Origin of the sequence: Kitasatospora sp. NPDC094019, from assembly GCF_044764505.1 — a bacterium.
Classification (GTDB): domain Bacteria; phylum Actinomycetota; class Actinomycetes; order Streptomycetales; family Streptomycetaceae; genus Kitasatospora.
In genome coordinates, this window is the sequence record NZ_JBIWIF010000013.1 from 213,617 (window position 1) to 233,851 (window position 20,235).

A 20,235-nucleotide genomic window follows, 5' to 3' on the forward strand; every position below is an offset into this window, starting at 1 on the left:
CACGAGCAGGGGCCCTGGACCGTCAGGGGCCCGGCCGTCAGGGACCCCGGACCGTCACGGTCGGAGGTCCCGGCGGCGCGGGCGGCACCGGCGGCGTCGGCGGCCCGGAGGGCGGTCCGGCGGCCGGGGGCGGGTCGGCCGGGGCGGCGGTCCGGTAGGCGGGGGCGAGGAACTCGCGGACCGCGAAGGCCGTCAGCACGACCACCGCGAACCAGAACACCACCATCGCCGTCGGGTGCTCCCAGAAGGCGAACACCACGGCGGCCACGACCAGGATGGCCACCCCCGTCCAGCGCTTGTAACGGCGGACGAAGCGCTCCGCCGGCCCGGCCCGGAAGCCCGCCGAGTCGGCCGCCGAGCGCAGCGCCGCCACCCCGTGCCCTGCCACCGAACGGACCGTGACGGCGGCCCGCGAGGGGCCGATCAGGAACGCGCCGAGCACCACGACCAGGGCCAGGAAACCGACCACCCGCACCGAGGTGCGCAGATAGGTCATCAGCGCGTCGTAGACGGCTCCGGCGGCGGCGGGCGAGGCGTCGGTGGGCAGGTGGTCGAGGAAGTAGGAGCGGAACACCGTCAGGGCGAGGCCGAGCAGCAGCATCGCCGCCGCGATGCCGAGGGCTGCGCCGGCCAGCGCGCGTCTGCGGTTGACGGCCGTGAACACCGCGCCGGCCGCGACCAGGACCGTGATCACCGGCATCCACCAGCCGAGGATCTCCAGCAGCCGGAAGCCGCCGCGGATCTTGGCGAGGTCTGGCGAGGAGAACACCACGAACTCGGTGTGCACCTCCGGGATCCTGGCGGCGGGCGAGAATCCGGCCTGGACCAGGGCGGTCTTGACCCGGTCCACCATCGGCCCGATGTCGATCACGACCTCGTCGTTCTTCAGCACCACCGCGCCGCCGCCCTCGCCGGTGAGGGCCTTGACCATGGTGGCGTGCCCGGCCCGCACCGCCTGCTCCCAGACGGTGGCGAAGGCGTCGCTGGTGACCACCCGCTCGGCGGCGGCGTGCACGAGGTTGGTCAGCGCGCCCTCCAGCGGGCCGGTCAGGCCGCCCAGCAACTGGGCCAGCCGGGGCGGCACGCCCTGTTCGGCGGCGGCCTGGGACAGGTCGTTCACCAGCGACTTGACGTCGACCTGTTCCGTCGCGGCGTCGGTGATCCGGTTGGCCACGGCGTTCTGGACGTCGGGGTTGTGGGCCAACGGCGCCATGGTGGCGACGAACCGGTCGGTGTCGGTGATCTCGTCGTGGGCCCAGACCGCGATCACCGCGAGCAGCGACAGCACGGACGCGACCACCACCAGCACGACCGAGCCGGTGGTGCGCAGCCGGTGGTGCTCCTTCTTGCTCCGGGCGTCCGCCTCCAGCTCGGCGACCCGGCGGTGCAGCGCGTCGAGCTCGGCGCTGTCCGGCCGACCGGGCCCGGGGCGGTTCGGCGCCGGGCGGCTCGGCTCCGCAGGGCCGGGCTCCGCGGGGCCGGGCTCGGTCGGTGGCATGGGCACGGCTCCTCGTCCTGGACGCCCCGGGATCGGGAGCGCCCCGGGCGGACCGGCGGCGCCCGGAGGCGCGAACACCGGTGCACCCAGCCAAGGGCCCCGCGCGGCGCGCGGCGAGCAGGGCTGACCCACCGGGGTGACCGGGACCGGTCCCGCCCGCCTGCCGATCACCCCGAAGAGGTGAGCCGGTGGCCGGGGGCGGCGGGTTAGCGTCGCTCCGGGTCGGTGTCCGGGCAGCGCCCGGACCGGCCCGGTCGACCGGCCCACCCGACCGGCCGACCCCCACCACCTCGCCCGGAGGAGCCGACGTGAGCAACGCACCCGATGCGCCCGGTGGGGCGGACGGATCCGCACCGGCCGATCTCGGCCCCATCGACTACCTGGTGATCGCGTTCCCCGGCAGCAAACTCACCGGCGAGGGCCTGCCGCTGCTGGTCGACCTGGTCGACCGCGACATCGTCCGGATCCTCGACCTGATCTTCGTCCGCAAGGACGCCGACGGCACGGTCACCGCCGTCGAACTGGCCGACGTGGACGGCGACGGGGTCCTCGACCTGACCGTCTTCGAGGGCGCCTCCTCCGGTCTGCTCGGCGACGCCGACGTCACCGAGGCCGGTCTGCTGCTGGAGCCCGGCGACTCCGCCGTGGTGCTCCTCTACGAGAACCGGTGGGCCGCCCCGCTGGCCGCCGCCCTGCGGCGGGCGGACGCGCGGATGGTCGCCGGTGGACGCGTCCCGGTCCAGGACCTCCTGGAGGTGCTGGACGCGCTGGAGGAGATCGACGCCGCCGGCTGACCCGCGCGGCTCCCGCTTCCCTCACCCCTCACCCCCCTCACCCCCTCACCCCAGGCAGGAAGCCATGCCCGGACTGCTTCGTGGCGTCGCCCGCACCGCCGTCGTCGCCGGAACGGCCACCGCCGTCTCCAACCGAGTCTCCCGTCGCCAGGCGGGCCGCTGGGCGCAGCAGGAGGCGTACGCCGAACCCGCCCCCGCCGCCGCGCCCCCGCCGGTCGCCGCGGCATCCGCAGCGCCGACCATGGAGGAGAAGCTGGACCAGCTCAAGGACCTCGCGACGCTCAAGGAGCAGGGGGTCCTCACCGACGAGGAGTTCGCCGCGCAGAAGGCCCGGATCCTCGGCAGCTGACCATGGCGAACCGCTGGAAGCCGCTGGTCGTCCTCGGCACCGCCCAGTTCCTGATGGTGCTGGACGCCTCGGTGATGAACGTCTCGATCAGTCAGCTGGTCGAGGACTTCGACACCGAGGTGACCGCCATCCAGGCCGTCATCACCCTGTACACCCTGGTGATGGCGGCCTTCATGCTGACCGGCGGCAAGATCGGCGACATGTTCGGGCGCCGGCGGATCTTCGTGATCGGCCTGGTCGTCTACGGGGTCGGCTCGGGACTGACCGCGGTGGCGCCCACGGTCGGGGTGCTCGCGCTCGGCTGGTCGGTCATCGAGGGTCTGGGGGCGGCTCTGGTGCTGCCCGCGCTGGCGGCCCTGGTGGCCGGCTCCTACTCCGGCCGCGACCGGGCCGTCGCCTACGGCGTGATCGGCGGCCTGGCGGGCGCGGGCATCGCGGTGGGCCCACTGCTCGGCGGGTGGGTGACCACCTATCTGACCTGGCGGCTGGTGTTCGCCGGTGAGGTGGTGCTGGTCGTGGCGATCCTGCTGCTGATGCGCTGGGTCCCGGCGCAGCCCCGTCCGGCCGACCCGCCCCGGCTCGACCTGCTCGGCGTGGTGCTGTCCGCCACGGGCCTGGCCGCCATGGTGCTGGCCGTGCTGCAGAGCGGGACCTGGGGCTGGGTCCAGCCGCGCAACCCGCCGTTCACCGTGCTCGGCTTCGCGCCGACCCTGTTCGTCGTCGCCCTCGGCGCCGTCCTGACCTGGGCGTTCTGTGTGCACGAGCGTCGGCGCGAGGGACGGGGCCGCACGCCCCTGGTCTCGCTCGACCTGTTCGGCAACCGGACCCTGCGCTCGGGGCTGATCACCCTGTTCAACCAGAACACCGTCCTGCTGGGCCTGTTCTTCGTGATCCCGCTCTACCTCCAGGTCGTGCAGGGCCTGAACGCCTTCGAGACCGGCCTGCGGCTGCTGCCGGTGTCGGTGACGATGCTCGGCGCCTCGATGTCGGGCACCCTGCTGCTGCGCTACGCCTCCCCGCGCACCATCGCCAGGGTGGGGCTGCTGGTCCTGCTCGCCGCCACCCTGTGGCTGATCACGGCGATCGGGCCGGACCTGCACGGCGCCTCCTTCGCCGGGGCGATGGCCCTGCTGGGCGTCGGGATGGGGATGCTCGCCTCCCAGTTGGGCAACACGGTGCAGTCCAGCGTGCGGGCGGAGGAGCGCAGCGAGGCCGGCGGGTTGCAGTACACCGCGCAGAACCTCGGTTCCTCGCTCGGGACGGCGCTGATCGGGGCGATCCTCGTCGGCGCCCTCGCGACCTCCGTGACCGGCCAGATCGAGAGCGATCCCCGGGTCTCGGGGGCCGTCGCCCAGCAGACCGCCGTCCATGTGGAAGCCGGACTGTCCTTCGTGCCGGCCGACCAGGTGGCCTCCGCCCTGGCGGCGCGGCCGGACGTGCCGCCGGAGGAGGCGGCGGCCGTGGTGGAGAACTACCGGGACGCGCAGATCGACGGCCTCAAGGCCGCCGTGCTCGCCTGCTCCTGCATCACCGCCGGCGCCCTGCTGTTCACCGGTCGCCTGCCGGACGGGCGCCCGTCCGGCCGTCCGGGCCCGCGAACGGGAGCGCCGGCGGGAGCCCGAGCGGGAGCGCGGAAGGGCCGCCCGCCGGGGCGCGCGAACGGCCACCCCGCCGTCCCGCCGGACGGGTGACCGGAGCACCGTTCGCGGCGGGGGCCGGACCGGCGCCGGTCAGTGGCCGACGGCGACCTTGGCCGCCACGATGACCAGTCCCAGGACCAGATTGACCGCGCCCTCGGCGACGATCTGGCGCGGCCGGGCACCGGCCCGGTGGGCGCCCAGGGTGGCCCAGGCCACCTGCTGGCAGACCGCGACCACCAGCGCCAGCCAGGCGTTCTCCCCCGCGCCCAGCCACGGGCTGGCGAGGACCGCCAGCGCCGGCAGCGCCGCCGCCTCGACGATCGGCCACTCGTGCCGGCCGACCCGGCGCACCTGGCGGAAGGTCACGTCCTGCCCCGCCTCGCGCTGCCCGGCGACGTGCGCGTAGACGTGGGCGGCCCAGAAGACGAGTCCGGTGACCACCAGCAGCAGGACGAGCGAGAGCTTCGGGTTGGGCTCCTGCACGCTGGCCGCGGCGATCACGGAGGCTGCCAGCATCGAGCCGTAGACCGCGCCCGAGTAGTCCGTCCGCCGTTCCGGCACGTCCGCGCCCGGTTCGGGCGGGCCGGGCGGGCCGGGCGGGCCGGGGACGCGGCGGCGCGGTGCCGGTCCGGGGACGCTCACGGCGGCCTCCTGGGGGCTGTGCTCGGCCGGCGCGCCGAGTCCTTGCCGCGATCCTCGCCGCCCGGGGTCCGACCGGCCACCCCTCCGGCGGACGGGGGCGCGCGCCGGGTCGGCCCGTCCCGCACGTCCCACACGTCCCGTCCCGCACGTCCCGCACGTCCCGTCCCGCACGTCCCGGTCGACCCGTCCCGTTCGGCCCGGCTCCCCGCGGCCCGGCTCCTCGCGGACCGGCACCGGCCGACGGCCGGCCCGGTTGGCACCCGGCCGTGCGGCGGGACTACGGTCGAAGGGACGTTCCCCCGGACGTCCGACGGCCCCGCCGCCGGGGACCGCGCCCCGGGGTGCGTCGCGCCCGGACGTGCCCTCCCGAGGGCGGAACCACCAGGCGGTGGCCCGATGCCGTACACCCGCACAGCGCCCGCACCCCTCACCCGGCGGGGGCGCGGATCCCCGCCGACGCCCGCCCCCGCCGCGTCCGCTCCCGCCCCACCCGCCCCGTCCCCGGTTGTCGCGGCGGGCACGGTCCCGACCCGGCTGCCGAACGGGGACCCGGTCCTGGCCACCCGGGTCCGGCCGCCCGACCCGCCCGCCGCCGCGTTCCTGCCCCGCGACCGGCTGCTCGACCGCCTCGACACGGCCGTGCTCCGCCCGGTGACCCTGGTCAGCGGCCCGGCCGGGGCCGGAAAGACCCTACTGGTGGCCGACTGGCTGGCCCGCGGCCGCCTCCCCGGCCCCGCCGCCTGGCTCACCCTGGAGCCGAGCGACAACCAGCCCGGCACCTTCTGGGCCTACGTCCGCGAGGCCCTGCTGACCGGGGTCGGCGCACTGCCCGCCGAACTGGCCGCCCCCGCCCGGGCCGAACACGTCGAACCGTCCCTGCTGCTGCGGCTGGCCGTCTGGATCAACGCCCGCCCCCGGCCACCGGTCCTGGTCCTGGACGAGTGCGAGCACCTCGACAACCCCCGGCTCGCCGACCAGCTGCACGACCTGGTCCGGCACACCGCCGGTCGGCTGCGGCTCGTCCTGCTCGGCCGCGGCGAGCCGCAGCTGCCACTGCACCGCTACCGGGCGGCGGGCGAACTCACCGAGATCCGGGCCGGCGAACTCGCGCTCGACCCCGACGAGACCGCCGCCGTGCTGGAGCGGCACGGGCTGCGGGTCGGCCCGGCCGCCGTCGGGGCCGTGCACCACGCGCTGTCCGGCTGGACGGCCGGGGTCCGGCTGCTCGCCCTCGCCGCGCGGGAGGCCGACGACCCCGGGGCCTACCTCGGCCGGACCGGCGCCGGACCCACCGCGCTCGCGGACTTCCTGCTCGCCGAGGTGCTGCGGACCCAGCCCGCGCCCGCGCAGGACCTGCTGCTGCGCTGCAGCATCCTCGACCGCGTCCACCCCGACCTCGCCGACGCGCTCACCGGCCGCCGCGACGGTCGGCGGATCCTGGACCGGCTGCACCAGGACAACGCCTTCACCGACGCCCTGCCCGACGGCTGGTACCGGCTGCACCCGATGTTCGCCGGGGTGCTGCGCCTGCACCTGGGCGCCGACGCCCCGGAGCGGGTCGACGAGCTGCGGGTGCGGGCCGCGCACTGGCTCGCCGGGCACGGCCGGTACCGGGCCGCGCTGGACCACGCGGCCGAGGCCGGGGCCTGGGCGCTGGCCGCGCGGCTGCTGGTCGACGAGTGCGCCCTCGGCGAGCTGCTGACCGGACCCGACGCGGCCCGGCTGTGCGCGCTGTTCGCCCGGATGCCGCCGACCGAGCGGAGCCCGGCCGCCGAGCTGGTCCGCGCGGCGCTGCACCTCACCCGGGACGAGGCTTCGGGCGCGCTGCGGATCCTGGAACACGTCGAGCCGCTGCTGCCCGCCGGGCAGACCCCGCTCCGGCTGGCGGCCGTCCTGGTCCGCGCCCGGGCCGGACGGCTGCTCGGCTCGGCCCCGCTCGCCGACCGCGCCGCCCACCGGGCCGCGGAACTGGAACGCCGGGTGCCCGCCGACGTCCTGGAACGGCACCCGGAGCTGTTCGCCCTGATCGCCGCCGACCTCGGCTCGACGCTGCTCTGGCACGGGCGGCTGGACGAGGCCGGCCGGGCGCTGGAACGCGCGGCGCGGGCCCCGTTGTCGCCCGTCACCGCGCGGCTGCGCCACGACGCGCTGTGCCGACTGGCGCTCGTCGACCAGCTGCGCGGCCGACCGGGCCGGGCCGAGCACCGGATCCACGAGGCGGACGAGGAGGCCGACCGTTCCGGTCTGCCGCCGGACTGCCGCACCGAGGTCCGGGACCTGGTGCTGGCCGCCGCCGCCCTGGAGCACGACGAACCGGCCGAGGCCCGGGCCGCACTGCACCGGGCCGCAGGACACCGGGCGGCGCCGCACCGGGCCGCGCCGAGCCGGGCCCCCGGCGGCCGCGCGCCGGACCGGGATCCGGTGGTCGCTCTGGCGAGCGGCGTGGTCCGGGCCGAGCTGCAGCTGGCCCAGGGCCGTCCGGACGGCGCGCTGCGACTGCTGGACGAGACCCGGCGGCACGGGCTGGTGGACCGGACCTCCGACTGGAGCCGCGAGCGCCTCGCCGTCACGGCCTGCGCCGCGCACCTGGCGGCCGGCCGGCCGGAGGCGGCGGTGGCGGCCCTGGACGACGTGCCAGCCCTGGCTCCCCACTCCCTGGTGGTGGCGGCCCGGGCCCGGCTCGCGGCCGGCCGGGACGAGCGGGACACCCTGACCGGGCTGCGGGCCCTGCGCGACGATCCGGCCCTGGGCAGCGCGACCCGCGCCCGGGTCCTGCTGCTGCTGGCGCAGGCCGAGGCCGGGAGCGACGGCCCCGGCTGCGCCCGGCTGCTCGCCGAGGCCCTCGCCACCGCCGGACCGGAGCGGCTGGTCCGGCCGTTCCGCGAGTCGGCGCCCTGGGTGCGTCGGCGGCTGCGCGGGTTGCCCGACCTGGCCGCCGCCCACGGCTGGCTGCCGGGCGACCTCCGGCCGGCGACCGACGACCCGGGTCCGGAGCGGTGCGCGGACGCCGGGCCGGCGCCGACGGCGGGGGCGCCGGTCGAGCCGCTGACCGGCCGGGAGCGGGAGATCCTGCTCTGCGCCGCCCGGCTGCTGTCGACCCAGGAGATCGCCGACGAGCTGTACGTGTCGCCGAACACCGTCAAGACCCACCTCAAGAGCGTCAACCGCAAGCTCCGGACGGCCAACCGCCGGGACGCGGTGCGCACCGCGTCCCGGCTGCGGCTGCTGGACGCGCCCTGAGCCCGGCCTGAGCCGGACCCGAGCCGGACGCTGCCCCGGGCCGCGCCCCGGCGGCCTGCTCGGGGGGCCGGCCGGGATTGGCACGGGCCGGTTGTGCCACGGCTATTGACGAAAAATCCAACAGTGGCGATTCTCGACCCACCGAGTACGCAGGACATGACAGCCGGCCCCGGCGGCGTTCCCTGCCGCGGGCGGGCGTCGTCCGCGTCGTCCGCCCGCCACCCGGAACTGGGGTGCTCATGACGCGACTCCCCCACCCACGTCGTCCCCACGCACAGCGCTTCCCCGTCCGCCGCCGACTCGCCACCCTGATCGCCACACTGCTCGCCCTGGTCGCCGCGGCCCTCGCCGCGCCGGCGCACGGCGCCGCCGGGCCGAACTGGTGGGACCCGGTCGCCCGGCCCGCCCCCGATGCCGCGATCGGCGTCACCGGCGCGCCCTTCACCGGCACCGACGCCCAGGGCAGGGTCCGCGGCTTCGTCGACGCCCACGACCACATCATGGCCGCCGAGGGCTTCGGCGGCCGCCTCATCTGCGGCAAGGCATTCTCCGAGGCCGGCGTCGAGGACGCCCTCAAGGACTGTCCGGAGCACTACCCCGACGGCTCCCTCGCCATCTTCGACCTCATCACCAAGGGCGGTGACGGCAAGCACGACCCGGTCGGCTGGCCGACCTTCAAGGACTGGCCCGCCCACGACTCGCTGACCCACCAGCAGAACTACTACGCCTGGATCGAGCGCGCCTGGCGCGGCGGCGAGCGGGTGCTGGTCAACGATCTGGTGACCAACGGTGTGATCTGCTCGGTCTACTTCTTCAAGGACCGCAGCTGCGACGAGATGACCGCGATCCGGCTGGAGGCCCAGAAGTCCTGGGACCTCCAGGCGTACGTCGACAAGATGTACGGCGGGCCCGGCAAGGGCTGGTTCCGGATCGTCACCGACAGCGCGCAGGCCCGCGAGGTCGTCAAGCAGGGCAAGCTGGCCGTGGTGCTCGGGGTGGAGACCTCCGAGCCCTTCGGCTGCAAGCAGGTCCTGGACATCGCCCAGTGCAGCCGCGCGGACATCGACCGCGGCCTCGACGAGCTGTACGGGCTCGGGGTGCGCAGCATGTTCCTGTGCCACAAGTTCGACAACGCGCTGTGCGGCGTCCGGTTCGACGAGGGCGCGCTCGGCACCGCGATCAACGCCGGGCAGTTCCTGTCCACCGGCACCTTCTGGCAGACCGAGACGTGCCCCGGCCCGCAGCACGACAATCCGATCGGGCTGGCGCCCACCCCCGCGTCGATCCAGCAGCAGCTGCCCGCCGGGGTCACCGTCCCCTCGTACGCCGGGGACGCGCAGTGCAACACCAGGGGGCTGACCGAGCTCGGCGAGTACGCCCTGCGCGGCATGATGCGGCGCGGCATGATGCTGGAACTCGACCATATGAGCGTCAAGGCCGCCGGCCGGGCCCTGGACATCCTGGAATCGCAGTCCTACCCGGGCGTCGTCTCCTCCCACAGCTGGATGGACCTCGGCTGGATGGAGCGGGTCTACAAGCTCGGCGGCTTCGTCGCCCAGTACATGAACGGCGCGGAGGCGTTCAGCGCGGAGGCGAAGCGCACCGACGCGCTGCGCGACAAGTACGGCGTCGGGTACGGCTACGGCACCGACATGAACGGCGTCGGCGGCTGGCCCGGCCCGCGCGGGGCCGACACCCCGAACCCCGTGCGCTACCCGTTCCGCACCGCCGACGGCGGCTCCCTGGTCGACCACGCCACCGCCGGCAGCCGCACCTGGGACCTCAACACGGACGGGGCCGCGCACTACGGCCTGGTGCCGGACTGGATCGAGGACATCCGCCAGGTCGGCGGGCAGGGCGTGGTCGACGACCTGTTCCGGGGCGCGGAGTCCTACCTCACCACCCTGGGCGCCGCGGAACACCACCAGGCGGCCGTCAACCTCACCGCGTCGGCCTCGGCCTCCGCCAGTTCGGCCGAGTGGAACCCGTTCGTCAGCTACGCCGCGGACCGGGCGATCGACGGCAGCACGTCCAGCCGCTGGGCCAGCGACTGGAGCGACGACCAGTGGCTGCAGCTCGACCTGTCCACCACCACCCTGGTCTCCCGGGTCACCCTGGACTGGGAGCGCGCCTACGCCAGGGCGTACCGGATCGAGGTGTCCACCGACGGCACCACCTGGCGGACCGTCTGGTCCACCACCTCCGGTGACGGCGGTCTGGACACGGCCCGGTTCACCGGCGTCCCGGCGCGGTACGTCCGGGTGCACGGCGAGCAGCGCGCCACCTCCTGGGGGTACTCGCTGTACGACGTGGGCGTGTACCGGGCCTGAGCCCGGTCGGGCCCGTCCGGGGAGGGTCGCGCCGACCCGCCCCGGACGGGCCCGACAGGAATCCGGAAAAAATCTTCGGCGGCGGTGTCGAGAACCCGTGGCCTGCTCCGTCCCAGGGTCGAGCGCGGCCAGAATGGGCCGCACCAGCCCCGAGGAGAGGGACACCATGGCGAAGTACCTGCTGCTGAAGCACTACCGCGGCGCGCCGGAGCCGGTCAACAACGTGCCGATGGACCGGTGGACCCCGGAGGAGGTCTCGGCCCACATCCAGTACATGAACGACTTCGCCGCCGCGCTGGAGAAGACCGGCGAGTTCGTCGACGGCCAGGCGCTCGCCCCCGAGGGCACCTGGGTCCGGTACGACGGCGAGGGCCGCCCGCCGGTCACCGACGGCCCGTTCGCCGAGACCAAGGACCTCATCGCCGGCTGGATGGTGATCGACGTCGACACCTACGAGCGCGCCGTCGAACTCGCCGGCGAGCTGTCCGCCGCACCCGGCGCGGGCGGCCGCCCGATCCACGAGTGGCTGGAGCTGCGTCCCTTCTACGGCGCCGCGCCCACCGTCACCGAGTGACCGCCCCCATGGACGAGGCGCTGCTCCGCAGTCTCGTCCCGGCCGTGCTCGGCGTCCTCGTCCGCCGCGGGGCCGACTTCGCGGCGGCCGAGGACGCCGTCCAGGACGCGCTGGTCGAGGCGCTGCGGGTCTGGCCCGACGACCCGCCCCGCGACCCCAAGGGGTGGCTGGTCACGGTCGCCTGGCGGAAGTTCCTGGACGCCGCCCGCGCGGACACGGCCCGGCGGCGGCGCGAGGACCGGGTCGAGGAGGAGCCCGCGCCCGGGCCGGCGGCCGAGGCGGACGACACGCTGCGGCTGTACTTCCTGTGCGCCCACCCCGCGCTGTCGCCCGGCTCGGCGGTCGCGCTCACCCTGCGCGCCGTCGGCGGGCTCACCACCCGGCAGATCGCCCGTGCCTACCTGGTGCCCGAGGCGACCATGGCGCAGCGGATCAGCCGGGCCAAGCGCACGGTGTCCGGGGTCCGGCTGGACCGGCCCGGGGATGTCGGGACCGTGCTGCGGGTGCTCTACCTGGTCTTCAACGAGGGCTATTCGGGGGACGTCGACCTCGCCGCCGAGGCGATCCGGCTCACCCGGCAACTGGCGGCCCGGGTGGACCACCCGGAGGTGGCGGGGCTGCTCGCGCTGATGCTGCTCCACCACGCCCGCCGGGCGGCCCGGACGACACCGGACGGCACGCTGGTGCCGCTGGCCGAGCAGGACCGCTCCCGGTGGGACACCGCGGCGATCACCGAGGGCGTGGCGGTGCTCCAGGCCGCCCTGGCCCGTGACCGGCTTGGCGAGTTCCAGGCGCAGGCGGCGGTCGCGGCGCTGCACGCGGACGCGCCGACGGCCGGGGAGACGGACTGGACGCAGATCGTCGAGTGGTACGACGAGTTGCTGCGGCTGACCGAAAGCCCGGTGGTCGGGCTGAACCGCGCGGTCGCCGTCGGCGAGGCGGACGGGCCGCTCGCGGGGCTGGCGGCGCTGGCGGAGGTCGACGGGGCGGTGCCGCGCCGCACGGCGGCGGCGGCCTATCTGCACGAGCGCGCGGGCGACCGGGCGACGGCGGCGCGGTTGTACGCGGAGGCGGCCCGGGCGGCGTCCAACCTCGCCGAGCGGGACCATCTGACCCGGCAGGCCGCCCGGCTCAACTCGGCGGCGGGCGGGGGCGGCCATCCCTGAGATACTTGCATCCGCCCACTAGCCGCCCTGGCGGATATTTCCTCCGATGACTTATCCTGGAACGGCCACCATCGGAAGGAGACCCGGACCCATGACCGCCACGGACCCCGCGCTCACCGCCCTGGCCAGCGGCTGGGGCGCGCTCTCCCTCCTGCACAGCCGGATCGAGGGGCACATCGAGCGCGCCCTGCAGACCGGACACGACCTCAGCGTGCGCGAGTACTCGCTGCTCGACGTGCTCAGCCGCCAGCACGACGGCGAGGGCGGCCACCTGCAGATGAAGCAGGTCGCCGACGCGGTCGTGCTGAGCCAGAGCGCCACCACGCGACTGGTCACCCGACTGGAGGACCGGGGCCTCCTAGCGCGCTACCTGTGCCCCACCGACCGGCGCGGCATCTACACCAATGTGAGCGAGGCCGGGCTGGAGCTGCTGGCGCGGGCGCGGCCCACCAATGACGCCGCCCTGCGGGAGGCGCTCACCGAGGCGGCCCGCAATCCCGAGCTGGCCTCCCTGGTCGAGGCCGTCGAGGCCGTGGACGCCCCGACGGCCCGACGGTAGCCCGCCGCTCGCGTTCTTCGCGCCCACGCGCACCCACCCTTCGAGGACCGGTCCCAGCCTTGCGCCGGGGCCGGTCCTTCGCGTTCCGCGCGCCGTTCCACACGCCCTCCACACCCCGCCACCGCCGACATCCAGAGCGCGGCCACATCCCGCGCTTGCAGTTAACGCGCGTCTGCAATTATTGTGAAGACAGTCAAGGAGCTCACTCAAGCAATCACAGGAGGGTCGAGCCCCCATGCCTCTCGCACTGCTCGCTCTGGCCGTCGGCGCCTTCGGCATCGGCACCACCGAATTCGTGATCATGGGCCTGCTGCCCGAGATCGCCGCCGACTACGGCGTCTCCATCCCCACCGCGGGCCTGCTGGTCACCGGCTACGCGCTCGGCGTGGTCCTCGGCGCGCCGCTGCTCACCGCACTCGGCACCAAGGTCAGCCGCAAGCGGATGCTGATGCTGCTGATGGGCCTGTTCGTGGTCGGCAACCTGCTCTCCGCCGCCGCCCCCTCGTTCGGGACGATGCTCGCCGGCCGGGTGGTCGCCTCGCTCGCCCACGGCGCGTTCTTCGGCATCGGCTCCGTCGTCGCCGCCGAACTGGTCGCCCCGGACAAGAAGGCCGGCGCCATCGCCACCATGTTCACCGGCCTCACCGTCGCCAACATCGTCGGCGTCCCGCTCGGCACCTACATAGGACAGGCCGTCGGCTGGCGGACCACGTTCGTCGTCGTCGCCGCGCTCGGCCTGGTCGGCCTGGTCGGGATCGTCAAGCTCGTCCCGGACCTGCCGCACCCCGAGGGCGCCCGGCTGCGCCGCGAGCTGACCGCCTTCCGCAACCCGCAGGTGCTGCTGGCGATGGCCATGACCGTGCTCGGCTTCGGCGGTGTCTTCGCCGCGATCACCTACATCGCCCCGATGATGACCCACGTGGCCGGTTACTCGGACGGCGCGGTGACCTGGCTACTGGTGCTGTTCGGCATCGGGATGTTCCTCGGCAACCTGCTCGGCGGGCGCTACGCCGACCGGCGGCTGATGCCCCTGCTCCACATCACCCTCGGCGGGCTCGCGCTGGTACTCGCGCTGTTCACCCTCACCGCCCACAACAAGGTCCTCGCCGCGATCACCGTCGTGCTGGTCGGGGCGCTCGGCTTCGCCACCGTCCCGCCGCTGCAGAAGCGGGTACTGGACCAGGCCCACGGCGCCCCCACCCTCGCCTCGGCCGTCAACATCGGCGCCTTCAACCTCGGCAACGCCCTCGCCGCCTGGCTCGGCGGCACGGTCATCACCGCCGGTCTCGGCTACACCGCGCCCAACTGGGTCGGCGCGCTGCTCGCCACCGCGGCCCTGGTCCTCGCCGTCTGGTCCGCCGCCCTCGACCGCCGCACCGCCAAGGCCCCGGCGGCCCCGACGGCCGCGACCGCGCCGTCCGCCGCCGCCGTTCCGGCCCACAACTGACCGTCCCCCACCTCTCCAGGGAGCAGCACCACCATGAGCACCACCACCGTCACCCCGCTGACCACCGCCGATGCCGAGGCCCTCGTCACCGCCGCCCGCACCGCCGCCGAGGCGGCGGGGGTCGCGGTCAGCGTCACCGTCCTCGACGCCGGGGGCCACCTGCTCGCCTTCCGCCGCGACGACCGCGCCGTCCTCATCTCCGGCGAGACCAGCACCCGCAAGGCGTACACCGCCCTCCAGCTGAACGCCCCCACCGCCGACCTGGTCGACCTGGTCAAGCCCGACGGGCCGTTCCACTCGCTGCCGACCGCGCTCGACCGGCCACTGCTGTTCATCGCCGGCGGCGTCCCCGTCCACCGCGGCGGCCGGCTGATCGGCGCCCTCGGCATCGGCGGCGGCGCCCCCGAACAGGACCACGGCTTCGCCACCGCCGCCCTCCGGGAACTCGCGGGCTGACGCCCGTTCCCGGCCCCGCGCTCGGGACACGGGAACGGCGCCGGACACCGACCCCTGCCCACCCCTCACACCACCGGCACTCCCGGCACCTCGGCCCAGCCGCCGTTGCAAAGTGCTCCGTGAGCCGAAGCCCACCGTGGCCCCGCCCCGCCCCCTCGGCGCGCCGGGGCCACCGGCGCACCACCCATCGGCAGTCGGTCGGCCCTCCGCCGGCGCCCCGCCTTGAGTGGTCGACCGATCCAATGCGCCGGGTCAGACCGACACCATGTCGGTACGACCCGGCGTTCGACGTCCGGACACGCGGCTCGCCCCCACGGTCTTGCGGGGGGCGATCCGCGTCGCTGCTGTTCGGGTGGGGTCGGACCGGTGGCTGCGGTCGGCACCCGCCGCCCGCCCACCTGCCATCGAGGCCCGCTTGACCCCCGAGTCATGGGCAGCGACGTCCGATACTCGTCTTCGGAGTCACGGCCTGCTGGCAGTTGCTTCTGCGGGAAATTCGGCCTGCGGCGGTGGGCGCAGCGCCCTGGACACATGGCATGTGCGCGCCTGCTCTTTCACTACCTCGGCCGAGTCGCACACCGGGCAGCTCCAGAGGAGGCGATCATCGCAGGCCCTGCCATGCGAGAGTCGCTCATGAGATGTACGGTTCGCCGTCGTGCGGTCCGGCGCTCGTGCTACCTATGAGTTCATGACGCACACACACCGGATCGAGGCTCCCTCATCCGAGCTTCCGGCCGAGGTCTTCCTGGCGCTGGCCGAGGAGTTCTTCGACGAGCAGGGACAGCCCATCCCGTTTCACCTGCCGGCCAAGACGAAGCCTCAGGACGATCCGTTCGATCGCCACGTGGTCGCAGTCCTGAAGCAGAAGTTGGCCAAGGATCTGGTCGTACTCATCAGTGGCCAGAACACGAGCCCCGACCTGGTGGTGGCCCGACCTGAGGAGTATCAGCTTCTCGTCGACGGCGGCACGGAATTCAACACCACAGCGATCATGGCGCTCGAGGTGAAGAAAGTTGCGCCAACGAAGTCCGGCCAACCGTCCCGAAAGTCCAGCATGGACTTCAACTCGACTCCGCCATGCAGCACAGTACGCGTGTACTCCGACAAGGGCATGCCCTTGGTCATCCCTGCCTACTATCTCATTGCCCTTCTCGCCCGGAGTTCCGATGGGCCCGATCGGTACTACACCGACAGTCTTGCACTCGTTCCGGGTTCAGCTCTTAGCGAGGACACCAAGCTGTACGACGAAATCACGGGCGAACGTACAAAGATGATCAACCTCGGGTCCTATGGAGATGGCGCCGATCGGCAGAGGCCGATGCTGATGTTCTCCAACCCGCTTGGATGGCCCTGGATGGCCGGACAGGCCACGTTGATCAGCGACCGGTCCGACCTCGGCTCCCAGGTGGGAGAACTCAGTTACGTCCGCGAAATCTCACGCGAGACGACTGCAGGCAAGGTGAACACCTTCTTCTGTTACCGCCTGGAATCCCTCGATCCACCATTTGAGGAACCGGCGAGGAACCCCTTCCCGCTCCCGAGTGCGCGCACGGAGAAGACCAGTCCACGAGGGCAGTTCAAGATCAACCTGCGACGCGAAGGTCTTTTTTAGACTTGACCCCGAGGGCGGCAGCGGCTCTATCCACTGCCAGGTCAGCCTCTGCCGCCAACGCGTCAACCGTCCGAACATTTGACGGGAGCGTATGCAGTGCAAGAAACGATCCCCGCACCACTGATTCCACATCGGAATAGCCGACTTTGATTCCAGCGTTCTGACATTCCAGAAGCCCAGAAATTGCACGCCGTTCGACTCCCTCCACTGAAGTCGCGGCAGGAACCTCATGGCCAGGAAGACGGCAGACGACAATGGAGTCCAAGTTCGACGGGTCCGCAGCAGACGACTTGATGGTGCTCGTGCTCATCTCCGCCTTTACTGGCTGAACTGCAGTGATGATCAATCCCGCCACCTCAAGGGCCCGGACCAGCTCCTTCCAGCCGTCAATACGGGCCTGATGGAACGTGAAGGCCAGAAGACCCTGCGGCTTCAGAAGCCTGGCACACTCCTTCCACACGGCCTCGATGGCCCGCCCGAACTCAGCCGGCTCCGCCGACTGCACCTCTTCCGAGTGCCGGGTGGTTGTGCTGTTTACAGGGTACTCACCGAAGGGCTTCAAGCCCCGCAGCCATGCGTGGAAAAAGTCCGCAAGCTCACTGTAGTGGACGTTGTCCATGAATGGGGGGTCAGTGATCACAAGGTCGACCGAATCAGCAGGTAGGTCGAACGATGCCGAAGATCCAGAGCTGACATACGCACTGGAAACACCTTCCGAAAAATCGCGAGAGTCGCCGAGCTCGAATTCCAAAGAGCCCGAAAGACCGAACTGACGCTCGGGCGAACCGGACACCATCACGAGATCATGCGGCCGCCGCTTATATTCCCATGCGCGAATGATCCGCGACTGATACAGCGTTGAGAATGACCCTGACGACGCGGTCGTTCCCCAGGGATGAGCCTCGAGCGGCGTTCGTTCCGGCTTCAAGACGTGGTTGGAGAACATGTGCCGAACAGCACCGGTTCCTTCGCCCTTGAAGGAGCAGAACAAGTTATTGAACTCAAGCACTCCGGAGAACAGTGCAACGAGCGCTTCACGCTCCGGACTCGACTCCAAGTCACGGATAGCCGCACCCAGCACCCCCAGACTGTAGAGCTGACGCGCGTTGAAGAACTGCTCCCAACTGCGATAATTCCATCGAATGGCCTGCCGCGTGTTATTCCCATCCTCAAGTGTTCCCACAGGAAGAACCAGCTCGTCGCGCCGCCGAGAAAGTCTTCGCTCGGAATTGGCGTAGAGCTCCAAGTCGAAGTCATCGATCGGCTCGTACACTCGCGAACCATCGTCCGCCAGAACCTGCTTGGCATACATTCGAAGAGCCGGAGGGCGCCCGCCGAGCGCGTCAAGAACTTTGGACGAGTGACCGTTTGAGCAGGTCATAGTGGCGCGATTCACCGGCCCGGAGATACCTGCCGTGCGGCCGCAATCCTGACAAGTCAGTTCATCATCGTCGACCACATTTACCAGAACAACGGCGTGGCAATGCGGGCAGGTTGCACGAGCGGTCGGATACTTCTTGGGATAAGCGTGCTGCGAGAATACGTAACGACTGAACAGCTCGACCGGCTCCGCCTCGGCCGGGCACTGAGGGCAGGATGCGAGCGCCACCCAGAAGTAATAGAGAACCGGGCGGCCATGCTTGTCCCTGTGAAGCTCGTCAATCTCTTTGCGAACCTGGGATTCGACCTTCTTGAACGCCTCGTCCAACCGAGTGCGATCCCAGCGAGCCAGCGCCTGTCGCTGGACAAGGGTAGCCACGGGGTTGATGTCTCTACCGATAACCCTGGCTCCTAGCTTGGCAGCCTCGGCAAGAGTCGTACCGGAGCCGGCAAACGGGTCGCACACCACGAGATCCGGGAGGCGGAGTTCGCCGCTGTAAGCCTCAATCGCCTCTCGCTCGGTCTCCGACACAGCCGCAGCGAGAATTCCCCGAAAGACAGAACCCAGACGCCGCGCCCACCACTTATGAGTATGTGTCGCAGGCCGGTGCACCTCCTTGCGCCAAGACTCGCGCTCGGCAGCTGCAGACACGACCTCCGCCGGAAACTGCACCTCCAGGGCAGTCACAGGTGGCACTGAGCTCCGGACGACTCGTGTCGGGGCCTCCCCGAAGGCGGTCAACATGCTGTCCTGCTCGAAGAGCGTCAATTCATCCTCCAGGTCCTGCACCAGTATCCCTGCTCGCTCGAGTAGCGTTGGACCAGCTTCACGCCTGACCTGCGTGCGCTTCCGGACGGATAACCTGCTGGCCAAGCTGGACGCCGCAGGCGCGGTTGAGCCCGACAGCGTCAGCCGGCTCGCGCACGCCTGGCTGCAGTCCGGACACGCGGATCGCCCCCACGGTCTCGTGGGGGCGATCCGCGTCCCTGCTGTTCGGGTGGGGTCGGACCGGTGGCTGCGGTCGGCTGCGGTGGGCTGCGGTCCTCGGGCGGGGCGACGGATTCTGCGGACGGCCTCGGCGGGTCCGCGGGCGGTCAGTAGTCCGGGAGGTCGAAGACCGTGGCCGCGCGGAAGACCTCGTCCATCTCCGGGCCGATCTCCTCGTAGCCGCCCTCGGCGCCGTCCGCCTTCAGCCGGTCGCCGGTGAGTTCGAGGATCGCCTGGTTGGCGGCAACGTGCTCGCGCAGCCGCCGCTCGTAGGCGGGGTAGGCGGCGCGGTGGTCGCCGTCCGCCCGGTGCAGTTCGCCGGCCAGGACGTAGGACGCGGTGAGGGCGACACTGGTGCCCTGACCGGTCAGCGGCGAGCAGCAGTACCCGGCGTCGCCGAGCAGCGCGATCCGGTTGTTCCACCAGCGGTCCATCTTGATCTGGGCGACCACGTCGTAGTGGAACACGTCGGTCTCGTCCAGGGCCGCCAGGAACCGCGGCACCTCCCAGCGCAGGTCCGCGGCGACCCCGGCGACCAGGCGGCGCTGCTCGGCGGGGTCGCGCGGGAGCATCCGTCCGACGGGCTCGTCCGAGCCGAAGCCGACGAAGACGCGCAGTTCGGCGTTGTCCCGGACGGTCATCGCCATGCAGAGCCGCTCCGAGGAGTCGCCCGGCCGGTGGATGACCTGCCAGCGGTCCAGTCCGAGGTGGTTGGGCACACTCCAGCCCGCCACGTAGGTGCCGATCGGGCGCAGATAGTCCTCCTCCGGACCGAAGACGAGCCGGCGGGTGTTGGAGTGGAGGCCGTCGGCGCCCACGACGAGGTCGAAGGACTGCTCCTCCCCTCGGCGGAACCGGACCTGGACCCCCTCGTCGTGCTGCACCAGGGTGTCGATCGAGTCGTCGAAGCGGTAGTCGACGCCGCTGCCCGCCACTCCCGCGATCAGCTCGGCGAGTTCGTCGCGCAGGATCTCGACGTCGGGGCCGTCGACCGGTCCGCCGCTGGCCGTCCGCTCGGTGGTGCGGCTCAGCTCCCGGCCGTCGCCGTCGACCACGGACATCCCCCGGAGGCCGGTCCGCCGGGCCTCGATCTCGGCCAACAGGCCCATCCGGTCGACGACTTCGAGGGCGTTGCCGCGAATGTCCACCGGCTGGCCGCCGCCGCGCAGGGACGGCGCGCGCTCGACCACGGTGACGCGGAAGCCGTAGCGGTCCAGCCAGTGGGCGAGGGCGGTGCCGGCGATTCCGGCGCCGGAGATCAGGACGGTGGTAGGGCGCGAGTGCTGCGGTCGCGTGCTGTTCGGCATGGTGGGCCTCCCCTGGTTCGTGTGCTGCCACGCACCAGATTCCTCCCGGCCACCGTCGGCGCGCCGTCAGGACACCGGCATGACACCGGCGTCGCTGTCGGCCCGCCGACAGCGACCCGACGGGCCGCCGGGCCCCCCCCCGGGGGGGGGGGGGGGGGGCCCCGGCGGGGACGGGGGGGGGCCCCCACGGGGGGGGGGCGGTGGGAGGCCGGGCACGGGCCGGGCGCGGCCGGGGTCGGGGGCGGCGTCTTCT

At 72.7% G+C, this 20,235-nt stretch carries 15 protein-coding genes; 11 read left to right on the forward strand and 4 right to left on the reverse strand.

Features of this window, described 5'->3' with window-relative positions:
- Nucleotides 1-37: 37 nt before the first annotated feature.
- Entirely contained in the window at nt 38-1,498 is a 1,461-nt protein-coding gene (locus ACIQ9P_RS27350) for a hypothetical protein (protein WP_402361477.1), read from the reverse strand.
- A 308-nt stretch (nt 1,499-1,806) separates the two neighbouring features.
- Between ACIQ9P_RS27350 and ACIQ9P_RS27355 the strand changes: the two genes are divergently transcribed.
- The 3 genes from ACIQ9P_RS27355 to ACIQ9P_RS27365 all read left to right on the forward strand — a co-directional run bounded on the left by ACIQ9P_RS27355 (nt 1,807) and on the right by ACIQ9P_RS27365 (nt 4,332).
- Nucleotides 1,807-2,292 carry a DUF6325 family protein gene (locus ACIQ9P_RS27355; protein WP_402361481.1) on the forward strand — a complete coding sequence of 162 codons (486 nt, stop codon included), beginning with the start codon at nt 1,807-1,809 and terminating at the stop codon, nt 2,290-2,292.
- A gap of 64 nt (nt 2,293-2,356) precedes the next feature.
- Nucleotides 2,357-2,641, forward strand: coding sequence for an SHOCT domain-containing protein (locus tag ACIQ9P_RS27360; protein WP_402361484.1), 285 nt, complete (start codon nt 2,357-2,359; stop codon nt 2,639-2,641).
- 2 nt (nt 2,642-2,643) lie between these two features.
- Nucleotides 2,644-4,332 carry an MFS transporter gene (locus ACIQ9P_RS27365; protein ID WP_402361487.1) on the forward strand — a complete coding sequence of 563 codons (1,689 nt, stop codon included), beginning with the start codon at nt 2,644-2,646 and terminating at the stop codon, nt 4,330-4,332.
- Between the two features lie 39 nt (nt 4,333-4,371).
- Here the strand turns inward: ACIQ9P_RS27365 and ACIQ9P_RS27370 are convergent, their stop codons facing one another.
- Complete coding sequence (locus tag ACIQ9P_RS27370; RefSeq protein ID WP_402361490.1) at nt 4,372-4,923, reverse strand: hypothetical protein; 552 nt, start codon at nt 4,921-4,923, stop codon at nt 4,372-4,374.
- A gap of 396 nt (nt 4,924-5,319) precedes the next feature.
- On the opposite strand from ACIQ9P_RS27370, the gene ACIQ9P_RS27375 reads away from it, so the two are divergent.
- The 8 genes from ACIQ9P_RS27375 (at nt 5,320) to ACIQ9P_RS27410 (ending at nt 16,307) form a co-directional block, all read left to right on the forward strand.
- A complete protein-coding gene (locus ACIQ9P_RS27375) occupies nt 5,320-8,163 on the forward strand; it encodes a LuxR C-terminal-related transcriptional regulator (RefSeq protein WP_402361493.1) in 2,844 nt (947 codons plus the stop codon).
- Between the two features lie 239 nt (nt 8,164-8,402).
- Nucleotides 8,403-10,493, forward strand: coding sequence for a discoidin domain-containing protein (locus ACIQ9P_RS27380; protein ID WP_402361496.1), 2,091 nt, complete (start codon nt 8,403-8,405; stop codon nt 10,491-10,493).
- 166 nt (nt 10,494-10,659) lie between these two features.
- Nucleotides 10,660-11,067: a YciI family protein gene (locus ACIQ9P_RS27385; RefSeq protein ID WP_402361499.1), complete on the forward strand. Its 408-nt coding sequence runs from the start codon at nt 10,660-10,662 to the stop codon at nt 11,065-11,067.
- 8 nt (nt 11,068-11,075) lie between these two features.
- A complete protein-coding gene (locus ACIQ9P_RS27390; RefSeq protein ID WP_402361521.1) occupies nt 11,076-12,233 on the forward strand; it encodes an RNA polymerase sigma factor in 1,158 nt (385 codons plus the stop codon).
- Between the two features lie 91 nt (nt 12,234-12,324).
- Complete coding sequence (locus ACIQ9P_RS27395) at nt 12,325-12,792, forward strand: MarR family winged helix-turn-helix transcriptional regulator (protein ID WP_402361502.1); 468 nt, start codon at nt 12,325-12,327, stop codon at nt 12,790-12,792.
- Between the two features lie 235 nt (nt 12,793-13,027).
- On the forward strand, nt 13,028-14,239 hold the full coding sequence (locus ACIQ9P_RS27400) for an MFS transporter (protein ID WP_402361505.1): 1,212 nt from the start codon (nt 13,028-13,030) through the stop codon (nt 14,237-14,239).
- Between the two features lie 33 nt (nt 14,240-14,272).
- The gene (locus ACIQ9P_RS27405; RefSeq protein ID WP_402361508.1) at nt 14,273-14,695 is read left to right on the forward strand and encodes a heme-binding protein; all 423 of its coding nucleotides are present in this window, start codon (nt 14,273-14,275) and stop codon (nt 14,693-14,695) included.
- Between the two features lie 688 nt (nt 14,696-15,383).
- The gene (locus ACIQ9P_RS27410; RefSeq protein ID WP_402361509.1) at nt 15,384-16,307 is read left to right on the forward strand and encodes a hypothetical protein; all 924 of its coding nucleotides are present in this window, start codon (nt 15,384-15,386) and stop codon (nt 16,305-16,307) included.
- Here ACIQ9P_RS27410 and ACIQ9P_RS27415 read toward each other — a convergent pair.
- Both ACIQ9P_RS27415 and ACIQ9P_RS27420 read right to left on the reverse strand, forming a co-directional pair.
- A complete protein-coding gene (locus tag ACIQ9P_RS27415) occupies nt 16,279-18,375 on the reverse strand; it encodes a DNA methyltransferase (RefSeq protein ID WP_402361511.1) in 2,097 nt (698 codons plus the stop codon). The two genes, ACIQ9P_RS27410 and ACIQ9P_RS27415, sit on opposite strands and share 29 nt — an antisense overlap.
- Before the next feature lie 407 nt (nt 18,376-18,782).
- Nucleotides 18,783-19,982: an FAD-dependent monooxygenase gene (locus tag ACIQ9P_RS27420; protein WP_402361513.1), complete on the reverse strand. Its 1,200-nt coding sequence runs from the start codon at nt 19,980-19,982 to the stop codon at nt 18,783-18,785.
- Between the last annotated feature and the right edge of the window lie 253 nt (nt 19,983-20,235).